The following is a 17,768-nucleotide window of genomic DNA, read 5'->3' as shown; positions in this document are numbered from 1 at the left end:
TTAGTCTTTCCCCGCTGATACCGAAATCTTGTTGATTCCAGCTTTCTTCACATTGTCCATAACCTTTACAACAATGCCGTGTTCAGCTTCTTTATCAGCTTCGATCAATACAGCCGCTTCTGGTGATTCAGCCAACATACGCTCAACGTTTGCTGTTACACGCTCGATATCAACCTGACGGTTTTCCATCTTAATTACGCCTGTCTTGCTCACACCGATAAAGATGTTTGCCGACTTCTGAGTTGTCGCTTGAGAAGCCTCTGGCTTGTTGTAGTCAAGACCAGATGGCTTAATGAACGACGTTGTTACGATAAAGAAGATCAACATGATAAACACGATGTCGAGCATCGGTGTCATATCAATTTGCGCTTCTTCTTCTATACTTGAATGCTTTTTACGTGCCATGTTCAATCTCTCTCTAGTGGTGTGGCAGGCTATCTTTTAGCTTTTCCATACTGATTTTCATCTTGGCGTCTAGGCGAGTACTAAAGAATACTCCCGATAACGCTGCGACCATTCCCGCCATTGTCGGCATGGTTGCCATTGAAATACCAGCTGCCATCATACGAGCATTACTCGTCCCATGAACTGCCATCACATCGAATACCTGTATCATACCGGTTACGGTACCTAGTAGACCGATCATTGGACAGATGGCTACTAAGGTTTTGATAATCAGCATACGAGCATTCATATCTTGTTTCGCTTGGGATACCCAAGCTTCACGGATACGGTGTGCATGCCAAGAGGTTGAATCCTCTCGCTTGTCCCATGCGGTGATAATGTTTTTGTGCTCTTTTGGCGCAATCAGATTGAGATACCAATAGCGCTCAAGCATTAACACCCACATGAGGAATAGCACTGCCGCAACCAACCAGAGGACGTCGCCCCCGGAGGCCATGAAGCCCCTGACGGAATCCCAGATGTCCATCAGGTATAGCATCATTAGGCGTTCCTCTTCTCAGCGTGCTCGGCAACGATACCCGCACTTTGCTCTTCAAGTACTTGAACAACTGACTTGCTACGTGCAATCACGATAGCGTGCATTAGCATTAGTGGCAGTGCAGCAACCAGACCTTGTACGGTCGTCATCAGTGCCATAGAGATACCACCAGCCATTAGCTTAGGATCACCAGTACCGAATAGCTGGATGCTTTGGAAGGTTGCAATCATACCTGTTACTGTACCCAGTAGACCCATCATAGGTGCGATAGCCGCTAGCACCTTGATGATAGAGATACGAGTCTCAAGTGCTGGAGTTTCTTTCAGAATCGCTTCGTCAAGTTTCAGCTCAAGCGTTTCAACGTCAACATCTTTGTTGTCGTGGTATGCCTTAAGTACGCGACCCAGTGGGTTGTTACCTGGGTTGTCGATGTTCTTACGTTGTGCGTTAACTTTCGCGCCAACAACATACAGAGTAACCAGACGCTCGATAGAGATCAGGGCACCAAGAACAAGCAGACCGATGATGATGTAACCGATAGTACCACCGGCTTCGATACGCTCTTCGATAGTTGCCTTCTGAGTGAACACGTTTAGCAGTACACCACGTGCAGGGTCAACGAACAGCTTGTGAACGCCAGAAGTTTGACCTTCAAAGTTTTTAACGCTGGCAACTTGCTCGCTACCAGGCTGTTGTGAAAGCTGCTGAACCAGACCTAGATCGGCGTTATAAACAACATATTGACCATCTGCTAGCAGGTTGTAAGCACCAACACGAGTGATCTTGGTGTTGTGAACGTTACCGTCGATACCAGTTACGGCACCGTCAAAAGTAACCACTTTACCAGACTCAGCCATTTCGAATAGCTGCTCTTCCCAGAACTTCTCTAGCTCTTCGATTTTTGGCAGTTCTTTACGTGCACCTAGCTCAGCGATGAAAGCATCACGACCAGGGAACTGAGCGCTTACGTTTGATGAAACAAGCTTACCAGCGAAATCACCGGCTTCACCTTTAACAACACCGAACATCTCACCCAAGTCACCTTGAGCAATCTTACGGTCTTCTTCTAACTGAGCAATTTTACGCTCGTTATCGGCAAATGCTTGAGAAAGATCTTTACCGCGTTGTTCTTCAGCCGCTAGCGCCGCTTTTTCACGCTTTAGCAGTGCAGCTTTATCGCCACGCTCGGCTTGGAACTCGGCTTCACGCTTCTTGTTTACTTTAGCAGCGTTAGCACGATCGGTTTGAACTTGCTTAAGTAGCTGGTCAATGTTCTTAGGCGCATCAGCAGCGCTCACCATGCCAGCAGTTAAAGACAGACTTGCAGCAACGATTGCTGTAGAGATTAACTTTTTCATTATTGTGCAGCCTCCGCAGCTGGGATTGGTAACGCGAACATATCTGGAGCACCCTGGCCACGAGCCTGGCGAATTGCTTTAGTAATGTTACGTAGATAGCTATCTTCTAGCTTATCCCATGCTTTTGTCTCAGGATTGAACATCCATGCAGACTTTTGATCTAGGCTTTGTGCATAGTAGGCAACGCGACCGAAGTTGATGAAATCTACCAGGATCTCTTTACCGTCAAGTTGCAGCTTACCGGTTTCAACATTCAACTTAGAACCATATTCACGCTCGATGTTATAAGCATCAAGGATCAGACGGTATTTTTCAGCCAATGTTACGTTAGCGGTATCTAGGGTTTCACGAAGACGCTTGATACGGGCTTCACGAGTTTCTTTGTTGAATGGCAGATCCAGAGCAACAAACTGCTCTAGTGCATCAACCATCTTGAACATTAGCGGTACAACGCCTTGACGTAGCTTATCAACACCGTTGATGTCTTCTTGAATAAGCTTCATGGTGGCTTCTTGGTCTGCTACCAGGCCAGCTACATAATCGTTGTATGACTTAGTTGACTCACGAGTGTCTGCAACTTGGCCATATTCAAACGCCATGTCTTGCGCTTGATCGTAATACTTATCAACTTTCTTTTGAGATGCGGCTGCATCTGCATGAATTTTCGCATCCGCTTTCTGAACATCAGAAAGTGGATCGGCAACCACTAAGTTACTGCCTGCTAAGGCCAGCGCGCCAATGAGCGCCGTAGCGATTTTAGTTCTATTGCTTACCTTGGACATAGTTCCCAACCAATTTGAAGTGAAAAATAAAAGGTTTAACTTATTGGTAACACGGGTTTTCTGCTTATATTTGCATGAATTCCGCCACCATAAGTGTGCATTTCTCTTGTGATTGTTAGTTATTATCTTCCCTTTTCTACACCAATCAAGGTGTAGACCCGCAGGCATCATTTCACAAAATGTTGACCTGTGTCAACATTTGGAAACGGCTAAAACTAGCAGAAAAAGCTCTTAGGGGCTGAAAATAACACAAGAGGTGTTTTTTCAAACAAGTCAATATTTACAAATCTAATTCGCATGAGCCGACTTAATCAACAATTAACAGTTAACCATATGATTTTAATCAGATAAACACCACAACAAAAACAGAGCAAACCATTAACATATTGTTAACCAAATAACTTTATCGCAAACGTTTGCATCAAATTATGTTGTGCTGGTATTACCACGTGGTCTATCTGAAACATCTTTTATACATATAGCGAATTGAGTCCCGCAGATACTAGATAGTTTTATTTATGACAATCTTCCAACCCAATATCTGACCTTCGTTGTCTTCAATCTGGTTAATGCTGCTTAAGTTCGCACCCAGTTCAATTAGATTAGCTAACATGGCTGAAAGTGCCAATTCATCTAAAGATGCTTCGACAAGCTCGCCGAGACGATCTCTTAATGTTTCAATCTGCTGACGAGCAAATATTAGATATTGCTGCTTCTTTGCCAAGGGCCAAAAGAGACCTTGTTGAAAAAGGCTCGCCACATAGGTAAGCAACTCACTGTCCTTCAGTCCTTCCTCATCGGACTGAGCCAGGGTTGAAATCTCCTGATTCAATTGGTGGCGCAATCGCTCGCACTCGGTATCTTGCTTGATGCGCTGAACATCTTCTGCGTTGATAAGCGAGCCCATCTGCAAAATGAGCGATTCCATGGTCTCGAATACTTTGGTGATCGAATGCTGACTGACAACATTCAATATTCGCCGGTTACGATTAATGATCATCGAACGGCTATGGTGCGTCACCAAACTAAGTCTACCTCCGGGCTTAAGCACACGAATCGCCTCCGGAATGGAAAGGGCTAAATCAGAGTACTCTATACCATATTGAGAGATAACTAGGTCAAAACTATTGTCCTCAAAAGCCAAGCACGAACAATCTATGTGGGAAAGCAGTGATACCCTCACCTCCTCATTTAACGCTAACGCGTCTAAATTAGTGTTTATTTGGGCAAGGTCTACACCTATTACTTCACCTTTCTTATTAGCGCCTTTGAAATGTTGATTCAATAGCAGCGGTAGTGCCCCGTTGCCAGTAGCGAGATCCAGCACCTTAAAGTTATCTGCTAAGGCATTAAAATCCTGATGCCAATTTGTCTCTAGCACGCCAGAGTAATTGCCAGAAAAACTGTCACCAAAAGATGTCAGATGTCCCTGTAGCCAGTATTCGTCCCAATGATGGCTCATAATGCTCGCCCTTTTGTCGTTTTTGTTATCGGCTTTTATTAATACCATAAAAAAAGGCCCTAAATAGGGCCTTTTTATCAGATATTTATACTAAAACTATTAGCTTACTCTTAGAACTTCAGAGTGTAGCTTGCGCGGTATTCGCGGCCATAGTTGTTGTACAGGTCAGCGTTTTCGAACTTACCGTCTGAAGATAGAACAGGATCTTCGTCAGTTAGGTTGTTAACACCTAGCATAATTGCACCGAAAGAACCTGCATCATAGGTGTAGCTGATGTTGTGGATCAACCATGAATCTAAGCTACCTTCTGGAACAATAGTGTCACCAACTGACTTGCTTGACTCGTAAGTGCTGTCAGTGTAGTTCATGTTCCAAGATACGCGGTGGTCACCCATTGTATAAGTAGTAGTAAATACAGACTTGTACTCAGGCTGTCCTGACCAACCAGCAGTGTCGATTGCTCCTGAACCACCTTCAACTTCTTCAACATACTCAAGAACGAAGCTGTTAGTCCATGCGATACCGAAGTCACCGAAATCAGTTTCAAAGTTACCGTTTAGACCAACGTCGATACCTTTGATCTGTAGCTTATCGCTGTTGCCATAACCAGTACCAACTTCTAATGCCTTACCTAGTTTACCTGCTTCACCTGGAGCACGAACTACGTAGAAGGTATCAGATGGAGCCAGGTTACCACTTGCAATACCACGCATTACGTTAGTGATAGAGCGACGGCTGATAACGTCATCAATCTTCAGGTCGAAGTAGTCAACCTTAATACCAAAGTTATCTACGATATCCCATGCAAGACCCAAGTTGATGTACTCAGAAGTCTCAGGACCTAGGTCCTTGTTAGCACGGATGTAAGTATCGTATTGCTTCTCTGGACAATCAGCAATGCCGTTAGATACACAGTATGGGTAGTCAGTACCGTCATCAGCACTGAAAGTGGTTGCAGCATATAGCTGATCCAGAGCTGGTGCGCGGAACGCTTCAGAGTAAGAAGCACGTACAACTAAGTTATCCAGAGCTTGCCAACGGACAGATGCCTTAGGCGCTACGTTGTTACCGAAATCGCTGTAATCATCGTAACGAGCTGCGATGTTCAGTTCGATGGTGTCAGTCAGAGGCATAGCCGCTTCATAGAATGCAGCCCATACTTGACGGTCGCCGCCAGCAGAGTTACCGGCGCTACCACCGATCAGACCCGCTTCAGATTGCGCGTCATAGATAGAAGCGAAATCTTGCTCGAAGTACTCCATACCGAAGTAGTGCGCAACAGCACCACCTGGCAGTTCAAATGCATCGAAACCGATACCAGCATTGTACTGGTGGAAGGTAGCACGGTCTTGAGTCAGAGTAGTGGCCTTCATGTTGTTTACACCGGCTTCAGAACCTAGATCGATTCCGTTAGCTTCGTTGTAAGCAAGACCAGAGTAGCTCAGGTAGTATTCACCGATAGACTTGTTATCGGCCTTGTTGTAGTGGTAGTAGAATTCCCAAGTCGCATCGTTCCACGCGCTGATAGAACCACGAAGACCAGTCAGGTAATCTTGGTTGTAGTCATCTACGTTACCGTCACGAGTACCGATACCAACCCAACGGAAGTAACCTTTAGTTTCTTCGCCGTAAGGGTTATGTGGGTTATCGGCAGACATATTGTTCCAAGCAGCAGCTGGAGGTGCATAACGACCGAAAGAGTTGTTCTGAGTGAACATGATGCGACCGAACCACTCTACATCTTCAGCGATTTCATAGTTTGCATCTACATATACAGTGTTACGGTCAACAGAAGCTTTGTTGTAAGAAACGTTACCGTATGCATACATACAGTAAGTTGAACCTGGGCCCCAGTCATCGTCAGCTTTAACAGTCTTGAATACGTTGTCGCCGTATTGTGCTGCTAAGTCATCACAAAGTGGTGAAGCTTGAGCTTCTGAGAAGTCTGGAGAAGCAATGGTTGCACCATAGATAGACCAGCCATCAGTTTCGCTGTAAGCCTGGATTTCACCGTCACCGTTCAGGTCACGCATCCAAGGAGCTGAGAAAGCACGGTCGCCGTCAGCGATACCCTTACGGTCTTGGTGGTCGAATGCAAAGGTAATGTTACCCTTGTCCATTTCATAACCAGCAACCACAGAGAATTCTTTACTTGTCAGGCCGCCATCACGGTCACGTGAACCGCCACCAACGTTGAATTCGATACCTTGGAAGTTCTTCTTCATGATGATGTTAACAACACCAGCAATCGCGTCAGAACCGTAAGTAGAAGAAGCACCGTCGGTTAGAATTTCAATACGCTCAACCGCTGCCATAGGGATGGCGTTAAGGTTAGCAGAAGAACCACCTAGAGTAGGTGAACCTGGGAAACGCTTACCATCGATCAGAACTAGGGTACGGCTTGAACCAGCACCACGTAGGTTGATTGTTGCTTGAGACTGAGCAGAGCTACCTGAGCGCTCAGAGAATGAACCAAAAGAGTTTAAGTTACTGTTACGTAGCGCATCGGCTACTGTAAAGTTACCTTCAACTTTCATATCGTCTGCAGTGATCGTTGTTACAGGTGAAGCACCTTCAAGATCACTACGCTTAATGCGTGAACCAGTAACTTCAATACGTTCAACTTTATCTGCAGCTTGCTCGTCTGCCGCGAATACTGCTGGGGCAGTAAAAGCTGTCATAGCTGCACCGCTAACTAGTGCGAAACGCACTGAATTAGCTAATAAGCTGTTCTTATACATGTTGTTTCTCCCTGGACTTTATTTTTTATTTTTGTGTGAAAGTAAACACAAATAAACACCAATCGTTACACTTGTGCACATTCGCCAACAAATAGAACCACATGTGAAACATTTAATCAACAATCGCATCACTATTTTCACAGATTTAATTGGCGATCGCTCAATTTGTAGACGCCTGTCACAATAAGTCAGATTTTTGTTAGCTGTAACAAGTCGACGATTTTTGGCTAATATTGCCGTTACCAAGCATTACAACTAGAGAGACGACACATATAAACCAAATAAAAACAATCAAATACAAGACAAAAGCGTGCATAAGCCATAAGCAGAACAAACTAAATTAGCCAAGTTATTAATTAGCGGTTTATCAAACTAATGATCGACAAGATGTTAAATATAGGTAGTTGTCACAAAGAGCTTAATTGTAAAATCACGCTGTCATTTGGGTAAAATCGGCAACCGCACGTAAAGAATTGATTACAAATCAACCTGCTGGTAAAGGTTAAATCGCAGTAACTCTCACATAAGGCCAAAATTTGGCAGCATCAGGGGTAGTTAAGATCAAATAAGGTAAGGACTAAGTTTAAACCAAGACCCGACTATGACTAGAATCAGCGCAGATCGAGACTAGTCTAGAGTCAGGCAATGAGACCTAGCTTCGACTCTTGATAGACACTTAAATGGCGGCGTTCAAATTCTCATAAATAGAATGGATGGAAGGGCTTAAGGCGGAAGTATCACTCGCCATCAAACAGATAAGAATTGGGATTTTAGAAGGGTAATAAAAAAGCGCCTATTAGGCGCTTTTTTTGAATTGATCAGACTTTCACTCTTAATCACAAGGTGTATTACAGAGTGTAACGAATACCTATGGCTATACCGTCTTCTTCGAATTTAGCCTGGGCTTCAGCATCGGCACCTTCAAACTTACTGAAGTCTTTACGGCCTTCAACATAAAGCACAGTGTTGGCATCCCACACATAGTGCAGACCAACAACCACGAACTGACGCTTGAACGACGAGTTAGGGTCAACGTTGTTAGGCTGGATCACATAGTCCTTACCCGCGTCCAAGATGTTGTACGAAACAAAGGGACGGAAACCGTTGTCGAACTTGTAAGAGAACAGCGTTTCGACACCATATGAATCCTTGATCAGACGACCCAGGTTATCGGTATCGTGGTTCTCGTTCTTGTTGAAGTTAGCCGCGCCGTAGAAACCGTCGGCGTCCCAGTTACCCCAAGTCACACCCATACCGTAGATCACGTCGATTGCGGTGATCTGCTCAGAGGTCTTTCTGAAGGTGACATCAAACTCACCACGGTTGATACCGGCAGAGACAGAAAGCTTGTCGTTAACCTGATAGGTCGCAGACGCACCATAGGTGTAGTTGTACTTAACTTCTTCTGAATCTAAGACAGGATCTTGGCTGTCCCAACGCTCTTTACAGTCGGTAGACAGGTTAGGATCATATTCACAGGTATAGAACTTATCGTTCTTTAGCTGCGCCTGAACCGCAAAGCTCAGATCGCCTACGCTGTTACGGTACTGAACGATCTTGTCACCACGACCCACACCGTTTACCGCACCATCTGCCTTGTTATAGGTGTAAACACCGGCAGCGTTACCGTCCCATACGAAACCGTAGTTAGTGTTGTAAACCACGTCATACCAAGCACCCCACTGCTTACCTATGGTCAGGCTACCATAGAGATCGTGGGCGATACCGACATAACCGAGACGATTATTAAGAAAGTCACCGCTCTTAGATTCGAAGTTACTCTCACTGCTGTAAACGATTTCACTGTTACCGAATGGGTTAACACCCCACTCCAGCTTAGTGAACGCCTTCCAGCCGTCGCTCATCTCACGGGTGAAACCAAAATTGATCCGTGACGCACCGTTAACCACTTCAGTTGAACCTTGAGTGTTAATAACACGGGCATCAATAAAACCACCAATTTCTACCGCATTTTTATCGTCTTTATAGATTTCGATAGCGGATGCAGCGGGGACAAAAATGACAACCGCTAACGCTGTTGCTATTACACTCTTCTTCATCTGTTAGTCTAACCTTTTGTTATGTTCAGTTTGCTTTATCTTATTGTGCGACATTCCGTTGTTTTATTTCGTTCCAATTTCAGCTAAAGACTAGCAAAAGATTAGCATTCCCTCAAAGACGAATATCACAATAACGGCGCTATTTTTCACCAAGTTAACTAAAGAATTCCAGAAAACTCAGACTTTACACCAAACGTTAACAACTCATCACTATCTCAACAACCAGAAAACAACTAAATTAACGACATTTGCTTGGCCACAAGATTATTGAAACTAGTGTTTAAAATTGAAAGTATGGGATCAGAAATGGGTGCGATCTGTTTATCCAGATAATACTGATAATCGATCTTTCCGAGTAGATGCTGTACAGGTTCGGCGCCATTTTGCGTCATCAGGTAGCTAATTTTTTCGCCACGCTTACCATGACTGTCATCGCCACTTCGCTGGCACCAGAGGGTCGCCGCCTTCACGTGGGGTGATGACTTAGCGGTATAGTCTTCGATGTTGCGCCTGAGACGTTTAGAAAAAATCAGCTTGTCGTCGAGCTTTCCTTGCTGCAGCGCATCCACAATTTGTTTTAAATAGCCGAGCACATCCTGCTTGGCAAACAGTCGATAATAGAGCTCGGCCTGCACCTCCCGCGCCAAGGGGCTCCAGTCACTCCTCACCTGCTCCATCCCCTTAAACACCAGCTTGAGGCTTTGGTCCTCCTGCAGGTAGGCGCCAACATAACGCTTCTTGGAGCCTTCGGTAGAGCCACGCAGTGTCGGCATGAAGAACTGCTCGAAATGTCGCTCATATTCAAGCTCGAGATAACAATCTAACTGAAACTCCTGCTTGAGCTTGAGTCGCCATTTCTCGTTGATCGATGCGACCAACTCCCTGGCAAAGGCATCGATATCACCGACACGCTCGGGCGAGGAGATATGTACGAAGGTAGAGTCGGTATCGCCATAGATAACGGTCAAGCCCAGCGCCTCAATCCATTGCTTGGTCTGCTTCATGATCTCATGACCCCTAAGGGTAATTGAGCTTGCCAGGCGCGCATCGTGAAACACACAGCCGCGAGACCCCAGCACGCCGTAGAGGGAGTTCATGATGATCTTTATCGCTTGGGACAGGGGGGCGTTGGCTTCGCGCTTGGCTTCTTCGCGCTTGGCAGACAGGCTTGCGATAAGCTCAGGCAGAATAGGAGAATTGCGACTAAACTGGGCGCCCAAAAAGCCAGGCACGGTATCATTGCCTTCACTTGCTCCCTTTACCCCAGCATTAGCCCCTTCTTTTAATCCTTCCACCAGCCCCTTGGGATCGATTAAGAAGGTTCTGATAATCGAGGGATAAAGGCTCTTAAAATCGAGCACCAATATATGTTGATAGAGCCCGGGTTTGGAATCCATCACATAGCCGCCTGGGCTCTCTATGCCATCGCTGACCGGCACACAGGGGGCGACATAGCCGGCGCGGTGCAGATGGGGCAGATAAAGATTATTAAACGCGGCCACCGAGGCGCCTACCCGGCCAAGCTCTAAGCCGGTTAGACGCGAACGCTCCATCACAAAGGCCAGCAGATCGGTTTTGGCAAAGATCTCCCACACCAGGCGACAGTCGGTAATATTGTAATGGGCCAGCGCCGCCTTATCCTCACGAAACAGGATCGCTATCTCCTCGGCGCGGTGACTGACGTTGTGAATCGCCTTCCCCTCGCCGAGTAGCTCTCTGGCGACAGACTCAAGGCTAAAACTGTCAAACTGATAGAAGGCCGCCTTGAGCCAGTCGATGCCATCGAGCACCACACGGCCAGGCAAGATTAAGGTCTCGGGTCGGTATTTGTTATCGACACGCCAGGAAAGCTGCGTGCCTAGCCTGCCAAGCGTTAACGGAACATTGAGCGCCTTGGCCCTGCGATACAAGAGCGCCAGGTCGAAGGTCACAACCGCCCAGCCTATGATGATGTCGGGATCATTGAGCTTAAACCAATCCAGCAGCGCCTTAATTAATGCCGCCTCATTGGGCACAAGCGAGAGATACTCAGGCGGCGAGTCACACGCCTCCCCCACCATGATCACCTGCTGATAGGGCTCGCCGCTGGCCGATTGGCCGTACAGCCCGACACTAAAAAGCTCTCCATCCATGGCACATTCGAAATCCAGCGAGACCACAGCCAGCTTAACTTCTCGATTAACATCTAGCTCACTCCGTCTGGCCCTCTCGGCGATGAGCGTGGGCGTGTCTAGTGCTTGGCTTTGCCAGCGGCCGATAAACTCTACGTCCAAGGCGATGTAACGCTCGATGAGATAACGCTGCTCTGCCCTGAGCTCAGACTCATAAAGGGAGATCCCCTTATCCGTGGCAATACGGCTAAGATGACGAAAACTTTGATTATTGGCGAAATAGAGGGCGCTGACCGGCTCATCGTCAAAGGTGGTTAAGTTAAGTGCTTCGCTGCGCACACCACTCTCATGGTTGCCCCCGAGCAGGCTCAATTCATCCTGAGTACGACAAAAACAGATGCGCTCGCCATTGGGCACAATGACCCGAACCGGCCCTTCGGCCGTACTAAGGTAATAATGTAATTCGCTGCCTTGGTGGTGACGGGTTAAGATCCGCCCTTCTACGCTCACCAGCGGGGTGTTTAAATCATGCAAGCCTGGCTATTATCCAATTAATTTCAACATATTAGATGACACGACAACAAATAAGTCGTGAATTCCTTACTTCTACTCTTCTTAGGCTATGTAATCACTGTTATTATGTACAGCATTATTTGCCAGCACTAAGCCTTCATGTTATCTGCCGACGTTAAAACCCAGATCCGAACGATTTACAAAGAGATTGCCGCCGCCCTGCCTAACTTTAGATCGCGCCGGGAACAAAATTATATCGTCGCCGAGATCTCCAAGACACTCGCTGGTGAATATGACAAGCATAGACGCATCATAGTGGTCGAGGCAGGCACAGGCATAGGTAAGTCGCTGGCTTATATCTTAGGTTCGATTCCTCTGGCTTTAGCGAGTAAGAAGAAGGTCTGTATCGCCACCGCCACGGTTGCCCTGCAGGAGCAGCTACTCAACAAGGACTTACCCTTCTTCTCCAAGCTATCAGGGCTTAATTTCACCTTCGGCCTGGTAAAGGGGCGTCAGCGCTATGTCTGTCTCTCTAAGCTTGAGATGCTGATCGGCGGCGATGACGGCACTCAGATGGCCATGTGGCAGACCAAACCTGACCATAGCCAGGTCGAGCTCTTACAAGGCCTGCTGAAAGATTTTCACGAAGGACGCTGGAACGGCGAGCGCGACACACTGTCTCAGCAGCTGCCCGATCACCTTTGGCAGCAGATCGCCTGCGATAAACACAGCTGCCACAGACAACTCGCCAGCCACAGACACTGCCCCTTCCATAAGGCCCGTGAAGATGTAGACACATGGGACGTACTAATTGCCAACCATAGCCTGCTGTTTGCCGATCTCGAACTGGGCGGCGGGGTGATTCTGCCAGATCCGGAAGAACTCTATTATGTGATCGACGAGGCCCATCACCTACCGATAGTGGCCAGAGACTTCTCAAGCGCTCAGGCAACCCTCAGGGGCGCCATCGACTGGCTTGAAAAAGTCGGCAAGACCAGCGCCAAGCTGCAGAACCAGCTCAAGAGCAACAACATCATAGCCCCCGCCCAGGCCATGCTAGATCACATCAACGATCTCACCAGCCTACTAACCAGCGTCGCCCAATATTGCGACGGCCAGGCGTCCAAATTTGATAACCCCGAGCGGCGCATCCGCTTCGAACACGGCAAGCTACCGGCGGCCTTAACCATGCTGGCGGAAAACCTGGCCACGGCGTCGAGCAGTGCGCTCAAGCAATTTAACAAGATGCTGGCACTGCTCAACGAGGCGATTAAGGATGGCGAGCTACCTAAGCATCAATCTGAGCAGCTACTAAGCGAAACCGGCTTCATGTTACAGCGCCTGGAGAATCTGCAGAAGCTGTGGAAGATGATGGCCAAGGAAGACAGCGCCAAGGGCGCGCCCATGGCTCGCTGGGTCGAGCATCTGGTGGGTAAGCAGAGCGACTATCTGTTTAATGTCTCGCCGATCGAGGTGGGTTATATGCTCGAGAACCTCCTATGGGAGAAGGCTGCCGGCGTGGTGCTCTGTAGCGCGACCCTGAGGGCACTGAACAACTTCAACCACTTTACTCATCAGGTGGGACTCTCTATCAACGATGGCAGTCGCTATCTGGCCATGGACAGCCCGTTTGATTTCCAGCAAAACGCCACCCTCTACCTGCCCAAGATGCGCACCGAACCTACGGACGATCGCTATACCGACGAGCTGGCGGAACAGATCCTCACGCTTATCGACGGTGAGATGGCGACCCTGGTGCTATTTGCCTCCTACTGGCAGATGGAGAAGGTGGCCGATCTGGTCAGAAGCAAGATTAAGTCGCCGCTGCTTATTCAAGGGGAAGCCTCCCGTCAGCAGCTGCTGCAAGATCATAAGCAGCGCTGCGATAATGGCGAGGTCAGCATCATCTTCGGTACCGGCAGTTTCTCTGAGGGTCTCGACCTTCCCGGCGACTACCTGACGAACCTGATTATCACAAAACTACCCTTTGCCGTGCCCACCTCACCGGTGGAACAGGCACACGCAGAATACATTAAGGCAAAGGGAGGAAATCCTTTCTTGCAGCTGACGATCCCAGATGCTTCGCGTAAACTGATCCAAAGTTGTGGTAGATTACTGCGTAAAGAAGAGGATTATGGCAGAATCACCATATTGGATCGCCGTTTAGTGACCAAACGCTACGGCAAATCCCTACTGGATGCCCTGCCTCCCTTTCGTCAAGTCATTGAATAAAAAGCTATCTAATAGAAAGCAACCGAATAGGATAACCATTGGATCTATTACTCGACCCAGGTAGCTGGGCGATTCTGGCTGCGACCGGCTTTATCGCAGGTTTTATCGATGCCGTCGCCGGTGGCGGCGGCCTGCTGTCGATCCCGGCCCTGCTCACCATAGGCATTCCACCCCATACGGCGCTGGGCACCAACAAGCTGGCGGCCAGCTTCGGCTCCTCCATGGCGGCCTTTACCTACTACCGCAAGCAGTTTTTCACTCCCAGGTTTTGGTATCACGCCTCCATCGCCACCTTTATCGGCGCTGTCATAGGTACCTTTGTGGTCTATCTTATCGACAATCAGTGGCTCGAAAAGTGGCTGCCGCTGTTTATCATCGCCGTTGCCCTTTATACACTACTCAAACCTAACGCCATGGGCTGCCCCACCTATGAGCCACCGGTAAAGGCGCCCTCGAAGTTCAAGCAGTGGCGCCAAGGGCTACCGCTTGGCTTCTACGACGGATTTGCCGGTCCAGCGACCGGCGCCTTCTGGACCATCAGCAGCGTGTCTCAATATAAGCTGCCGGTGCTCAATAGCTGCGGCCTTGCCAGAGCCATGACGCTGATCAGCAACCTCACCTCACTGAGTGTGTTTCTGGCATTAGGCCAGGTGAACTTGATGGTTGGACTGTCGATGGGGCTGTGTATGATGCTAGGGTCATTTATCGGCGCCCGCACCGCCATCAAATTTGGCGTGCCTTTTATCCGCCCCCTGTTTATTAGCATAGTGATACTCATCGCCATTAATCTGGCCTGGGGAGCCTGGGCATGAAGACAAATGAACTTATCCACCGCCTGCGAGTCCAACTGAAACAGTTAGAGCAAGAGGTGCTGCAACACGACAGCCAATTGCCTAAGGGGCAGCGCAAGCTGCTGCAAGAAACCGAGCGATTTAACGACAATCTGTTTAATCAGGCGGGTGCTCAGCTTGGCCCCTGCATAGATCAGCTCAGTAAGAAGATTGCTCAGCTTGAGAAGTTGCTCCAGGGAAATATTTCGGCGACCACCATCGCCCTAGCCTGCGAAGGTATTCAGGACAGGTTTACCGCCCTAAGGCGCGCGTTGAATACCACGGCGCTTGGGGTAAAGTCGGCCGAGCAACAGAAGGCGTCTCGCATCGCCCACGCGCGCAAGCGGCGACAGAAGAGCCATGCCCAGAGCGGATTTAGTTGGATCGCGGCCGGCGTGATGAATAACAGCCACCAGCTCTATGAAGAATTGAACAAACATATGAACTGGGTTCACACCTTTGAACAAAAAATTGCGCATTTGCAATCTAAGCTTGAAAACTGTCATAGTGCTGACAAAATTGCACTGCAAAATGAAATACTTTTGGTTCATCGCCGCTTAGGCAAGTGCCGACAAGCTATCAGCTATATAGAAGATCGTATTCAGGCGTTCGAACGCCCATACAAGCATCAGAATCGTTAAGGAGCAACAATGAAATCAATCAAGCCAATCACCGCTTTAATCGCTCTGCTTGGTGCCTCATCGGCAATGGCTGCCAATCTCTCCATCCCCATGGCATTCGAATACCTTGCCCTAGATGGCAAGAAGGTAGAAGGCAGCCTGTTTAATCACAAATCTGATCTTGAGCTAAGCCAAGGTACGCATAAAATCGCTATCCGTTACCATGACATGGTGCAAGACGACTTCAGCGACAGCGAAAGCTTTGTAAAATCATCTCCCTTCATCGTGACCCTGGCGGTTGACGGCGACTATGATTACCGCCTGCAGCCGGCCGAAGGCGAAATCATCAAGAAGCCCAAGTCATTCGCCAAATCACCAGCGGTAGTGATCAGCCGTATCGATGGCGGCGCGGTCAACTACAAGGTGACTCACACCGAGCTCACTGAAGACAGCTTCGTCAGCAAGCTGTTTAACGGCAACTCGGGTCAGGATATCGAAACCGCAGCCGCCGCCGCGACAGGTACAGCCGTCGCCGCCCATGCAACTGCGCCAGTACAACCAGCTGGCACCGTCGAAGCCGTTACCCTACCCGCGACGCTACCGGCCAATCCAACTGCTAGCGATGCCGATCATGCTCAGCAGATGTTGCAATACTGGTGGCTACATGCCGACGACAAGACACGTAAAGAATTTATGAGCTGGGCAATCAAACAGCTGTAACTTTTAGATGGTTCCACTTGTCTATCACGCCAGCTATTCACAGCTGGCGTTACCTCACCACCACAGATTTCCCATCACTAAATACCAGGCACTCTACCAATACCTGCTGGACAGACAGATCGTCGACCCGGCGGCATTTCACTCCCCCGAGGCGGTCAGCCTAGAGTGGCTGAAATCGATCCATTGTCCCGACTATGTAAAGCAGTTTATCGAGCAGCGTCTGCCAGATAAAGCGGTGCGCCGACTGGGATTTCCCCTTAGCGAGCGATTGACTCAGCGGACACTCTACTCCGTCGGCGGCAGCCATCTTGCCTGCGAGCTGGCGGTCAAACATGGCGTAGCCCTGCAACTGAGCGGCGGTTATCACCACGCCCACTATCAATTTGGTAGCGGCTACTGCGTATTTAACGACCTGATCTCCGCCGCCCTGCATGCCCAGAGCCTGGAGGGGATAGAGACAGTGCTCATCTTCGACTGCGACGTGCATCAGGGCGATGGTACCGCCGCCATGGGCCAGGTCTATGACAACCTCTACACCTGCTCCATTCACTGCCAGGAAAACTTCCCCGCCCGCAAACAGACCTCAGATCTCGATCTGGAGTTGAGCCGCGGTGTCGGTGATGAGGAATATCTCGAGGCTGTCGCTCAAACCTTAGCGCTCGCAATTCGCCTCTATAAGCCGGATCTGATTATCTATGACGCCGGGGTCGATGTGCATCAGGAAGACAGGCTAGGCCACCTCAATATTACCACAGAAGGGATCTACCAAAGGGACAGGCTGGTGCTGGAAAACGCCAAGGCGGCCGGTATTCCCATCGCCTGCGTCGTCGGCGGGGGGTACAGCAAGGAGATAGAGGTGCTCGCCGAGCGCCACGCGCAAGTTTTTATTGCCGCTCATGCCATATGGTAGCAAACTAGATTATGCTTAGTTAAACCACAACGGAGCCTGAGGGAGAGACCTATGCAACTGGAAATTCGCAATTATTACGAAGTGCTGTTGATGGAGTTACTGTCTGATGAAGGATTATTTGACGAGCTACCCGAAGACTATTTAGCCGATCTCTGCTGCGTGACCCTAAACCAACTGCCGGTGCGCTATATACGTCACCTGGTGGATACCTATTTCTTCGAAGACTACAACGAACTCAAACAGATGAAGGAAGAGATCCAGACCGCACTGGAAAAATCGCGCGCCTTCTTAAAGTCAAAACTACCGGAAGAGCAGATTCAGGCAGAATAGCCCAAGGGAAACGTCAGACAGTCCTGGTGCATCGCCGTCATATGCAAAACCAACCGCCGGAAACTTTCTCTGGTGGTGAGCGACTTTCTGCTATCACACTTCCCCAGAATAAATGGGCAGAATACCTTGCTAAACCATTGGTAGCTAAGCCCAAAG

Annotated in this window: 14 protein-coding genes; 6 read left to right on the top strand and 8 right to left on the bottom strand. The window is 48.6% G+C overall.

Annotated elements, in window-relative coordinates:
* The 8 genes from K0H81_RS07270 to K0H81_RS07235 form a co-directional block, all read right to left on the bottom strand.
* Entirely contained in the window at positions 1 to 405 is a 405-nt protein-coding gene (locus tag K0H81_RS07270) for an ExbD/TolR family protein (protein ID WP_011866272.1), read from the bottom strand.
* A gap of 13 nt (positions 406 to 418) precedes the next feature.
* Positions 419 to 946 (bottom strand): MotA/TolQ/ExbB proton channel family protein, encoded by a 528-nt coding sequence (locus tag K0H81_RS07265; RefSeq protein ID WP_011866273.1) that lies wholly within the window; start codon positions 944 to 946, stop codon positions 419 to 421.
* Positions 946 to 2,301: a MotA/TolQ/ExbB proton channel family protein gene (locus K0H81_RS07260; protein ID WP_144200531.1), complete on the bottom strand. Its 1,356-nt coding sequence runs from the start codon at positions 2,299 to 2,301 to the stop codon at positions 946 to 948. The genes K0H81_RS07265 and K0H81_RS07260 overlap by 1 nt, the downstream gene beginning before the upstream one ends.
* Positions 2,301 to 3,083 carry a DUF3450 domain-containing protein gene (locus K0H81_RS07255; RefSeq protein ID WP_011866275.1) on the bottom strand — a complete coding sequence of 261 codons (783 nt, stop codon included), beginning with the start codon at positions 3,081 to 3,083 and terminating at the stop codon, positions 2,301 to 2,303. Before K0H81_RS07255 ends, K0H81_RS07260 begins: the two co-directional genes overlap by 1 nt.
* A gap of 502 nt (positions 3,084 to 3,585) precedes the next feature.
* The gene (locus K0H81_RS07250) at positions 3,586 to 4,545 is read right to left on the bottom strand and encodes a class I SAM-dependent methyltransferase (RefSeq protein ID WP_258406412.1); all 960 of its coding nucleotides are present in this window, start codon (positions 4,543 to 4,545) and stop codon (positions 3,586 to 3,588) included.
* 110 nt (positions 4,546 to 4,655) lie between these two features.
* Positions 4,656 to 7,286 (bottom strand): TonB-dependent receptor, encoded by a 2,631-nt coding sequence (locus K0H81_RS07245; RefSeq protein ID WP_220060390.1) that lies wholly within the window; start codon positions 7,284 to 7,286, stop codon positions 4,656 to 4,658.
* Between the two features lie 848 nt (positions 7,287 to 8,134).
* Entirely contained in the window at positions 8,135 to 9,346 is a 1,212-nt protein-coding gene (locus K0H81_RS07240; protein ID WP_144200525.1) for a porin, read from the bottom strand.
* Between the two features lie 233 nt (positions 9,347 to 9,579).
* On the bottom strand, positions 9,580 to 11,991 hold the full coding sequence (locus K0H81_RS07235) for a DNA polymerase II (RefSeq protein ID WP_258406411.1): 2,412 nt from the start codon (positions 11,989 to 11,991) through the stop codon (positions 9,580 to 9,582).
* 138 nt (positions 11,992 to 12,129) lie between these two features.
* On the opposite strand from K0H81_RS07235, the gene dinG reads away from it, so the two are divergent.
* Genes dinG through K0H81_RS07205 form a run of 6 tightly spaced genes read left to right on the top strand, consistent with a single transcriptional unit; the run spans position 12,130 to position 17,612 of the window.
* Positions 12,130 to 14,202, top strand: a complete 2,073-nt coding sequence (gene dinG / locus K0H81_RS07230; protein ID WP_220060389.1) for an ATP-dependent DNA helicase DinG — start codon at positions 12,130 to 12,132, stop codon at positions 14,200 to 14,202.
* Positions 14,203 to 14,240: 38 nt separating this feature from the next.
* Positions 14,241 to 15,014 carry a sulfite exporter TauE/SafE family protein gene (locus tag K0H81_RS07225; protein WP_144200521.1) on the top strand — a complete coding sequence of 258 codons (774 nt, stop codon included), beginning with the start codon at positions 14,241 to 14,243 and terminating at the stop codon, positions 15,012 to 15,014.
* Complete coding sequence (locus K0H81_RS07220; protein WP_220060388.1) at positions 15,011 to 15,673, top strand: primosomal replication protein; 663 nt, start codon at positions 15,011 to 15,013, stop codon at positions 15,671 to 15,673. Before K0H81_RS07225 ends, K0H81_RS07220 begins: the two co-directional genes overlap by 4 nt.
* A gap of 9 nt (positions 15,674 to 15,682) precedes the next feature.
* Positions 15,683 to 16,372: a DUF2057 domain-containing protein gene (locus K0H81_RS07215; protein WP_220060387.1), complete on the top strand. Its 690-nt coding sequence runs from the start codon at positions 15,683 to 15,685 to the stop codon at positions 16,370 to 16,372.
* A 7-nt stretch (positions 16,373 to 16,379) separates the two neighbouring features.
* Positions 16,380 to 17,282: a histone deacetylase family protein gene (locus K0H81_RS07210; protein WP_220060386.1), complete on the top strand. Its 903-nt coding sequence runs from the start codon at positions 16,380 to 16,382 to the stop codon at positions 17,280 to 17,282.
* 51 nt (positions 17,283 to 17,333) lie between these two features.
* Positions 17,334 to 17,612 carry a late competence development ComFB family protein gene (locus K0H81_RS07205; RefSeq protein ID WP_144200513.1) on the top strand — a complete coding sequence of 93 codons (279 nt, stop codon included), beginning with the start codon at positions 17,334 to 17,336 and terminating at the stop codon, positions 17,610 to 17,612.
* The last annotated feature ends 156 nt before the right edge of the window (positions 17,613 to 17,768 follow it).

This window comes from Shewanella halotolerans, assembly GCF_019457535.1.
Lineage (GTDB): Bacteria > Pseudomonadota > Gammaproteobacteria > Enterobacterales > Shewanellaceae > Shewanella > Shewanella halotolerans.
Note: the sequence above shows the minus strand (reverse complement) of the source record. Positions and strands in the feature narration are given on the sequence as shown.

What these genes read in the sequence shown, in the direction of transcription:
- K0H81_RS07205 (WP_144200513.1), top strand. Translation starts at nt 17,334, where the DNA reads ATGCAACTGGAAATTCGCAATTATTACGAAGTGCTGTTGATGGAGTTA.
- K0H81_RS07240 (WP_144200525.1), bottom strand. Translation starts at nt 9,346, where the DNA reads ATGAAGAAGAGTGTAATAGCAACAGCGTTAGCGGTTGTCATTTTTGTC.
- K0H81_RS07250 (WP_258406412.1), bottom strand. Translation starts at nt 4,545, where the DNA reads ATGAGCCATCATTGGGACGAATACTGGCTACAGGGACATCTGACATCT.
- K0H81_RS07260 (WP_144200531.1), bottom strand. Translation starts at nt 2,301, where the DNA reads ATGAAAAAGTTAATCTCTACAGCAATCGTTGCTGCAAGTCTGTCTTTA.
- dinG (WP_220060389.1), top strand. Translation starts at nt 12,130, where the DNA reads ATGTTATCTGCCGACGTTAAAACCCAGATCCGAACGATTTACAAAGAG.
- K0H81_RS07220 (WP_220060388.1), top strand. Translation starts at nt 15,011, where the DNA reads ATGAAGACAAATGAACTTATCCACCGCCTGCGAGTCCAACTGAAACAG.
- K0H81_RS07245 (WP_220060390.1), bottom strand. Translation starts at nt 7,286, where the DNA reads ATGTATAAGAACAGCTTATTAGCTAATTCAGTGCGTTTCGCACTAGTT.
- K0H81_RS07270 (WP_011866272.1), bottom strand. Translation starts at nt 405, where the DNA reads ATGGCACGTAAAAAGCATTCAAGTATAGAAGAAGAAGCGCAAATTGAT.
- K0H81_RS07215 (WP_220060387.1), top strand. Translation starts at nt 15,683, where the DNA reads ATGAAATCAATCAAGCCAATCACCGCTTTAATCGCTCTGCTTGGTGCC.
- K0H81_RS07265 (WP_011866273.1), bottom strand. Translation starts at nt 946, where the DNA reads ATGATGCTATACCTGATGGACATCTGGGATTCCGTCAGGGGCTTCATG.
- K0H81_RS07255 (WP_011866275.1), bottom strand. Translation starts at nt 3,083, where the DNA reads ATGTCCAAGGTAAGCAATAGAACTAAAATCGCTACGGCGCTCATTGGC.
- K0H81_RS07210 (WP_220060386.1), top strand. Translation starts at nt 16,380, where the DNA reads ATGGTTCCACTTGTCTATCACGCCAGCTATTCACAGCTGGCGTTACCT.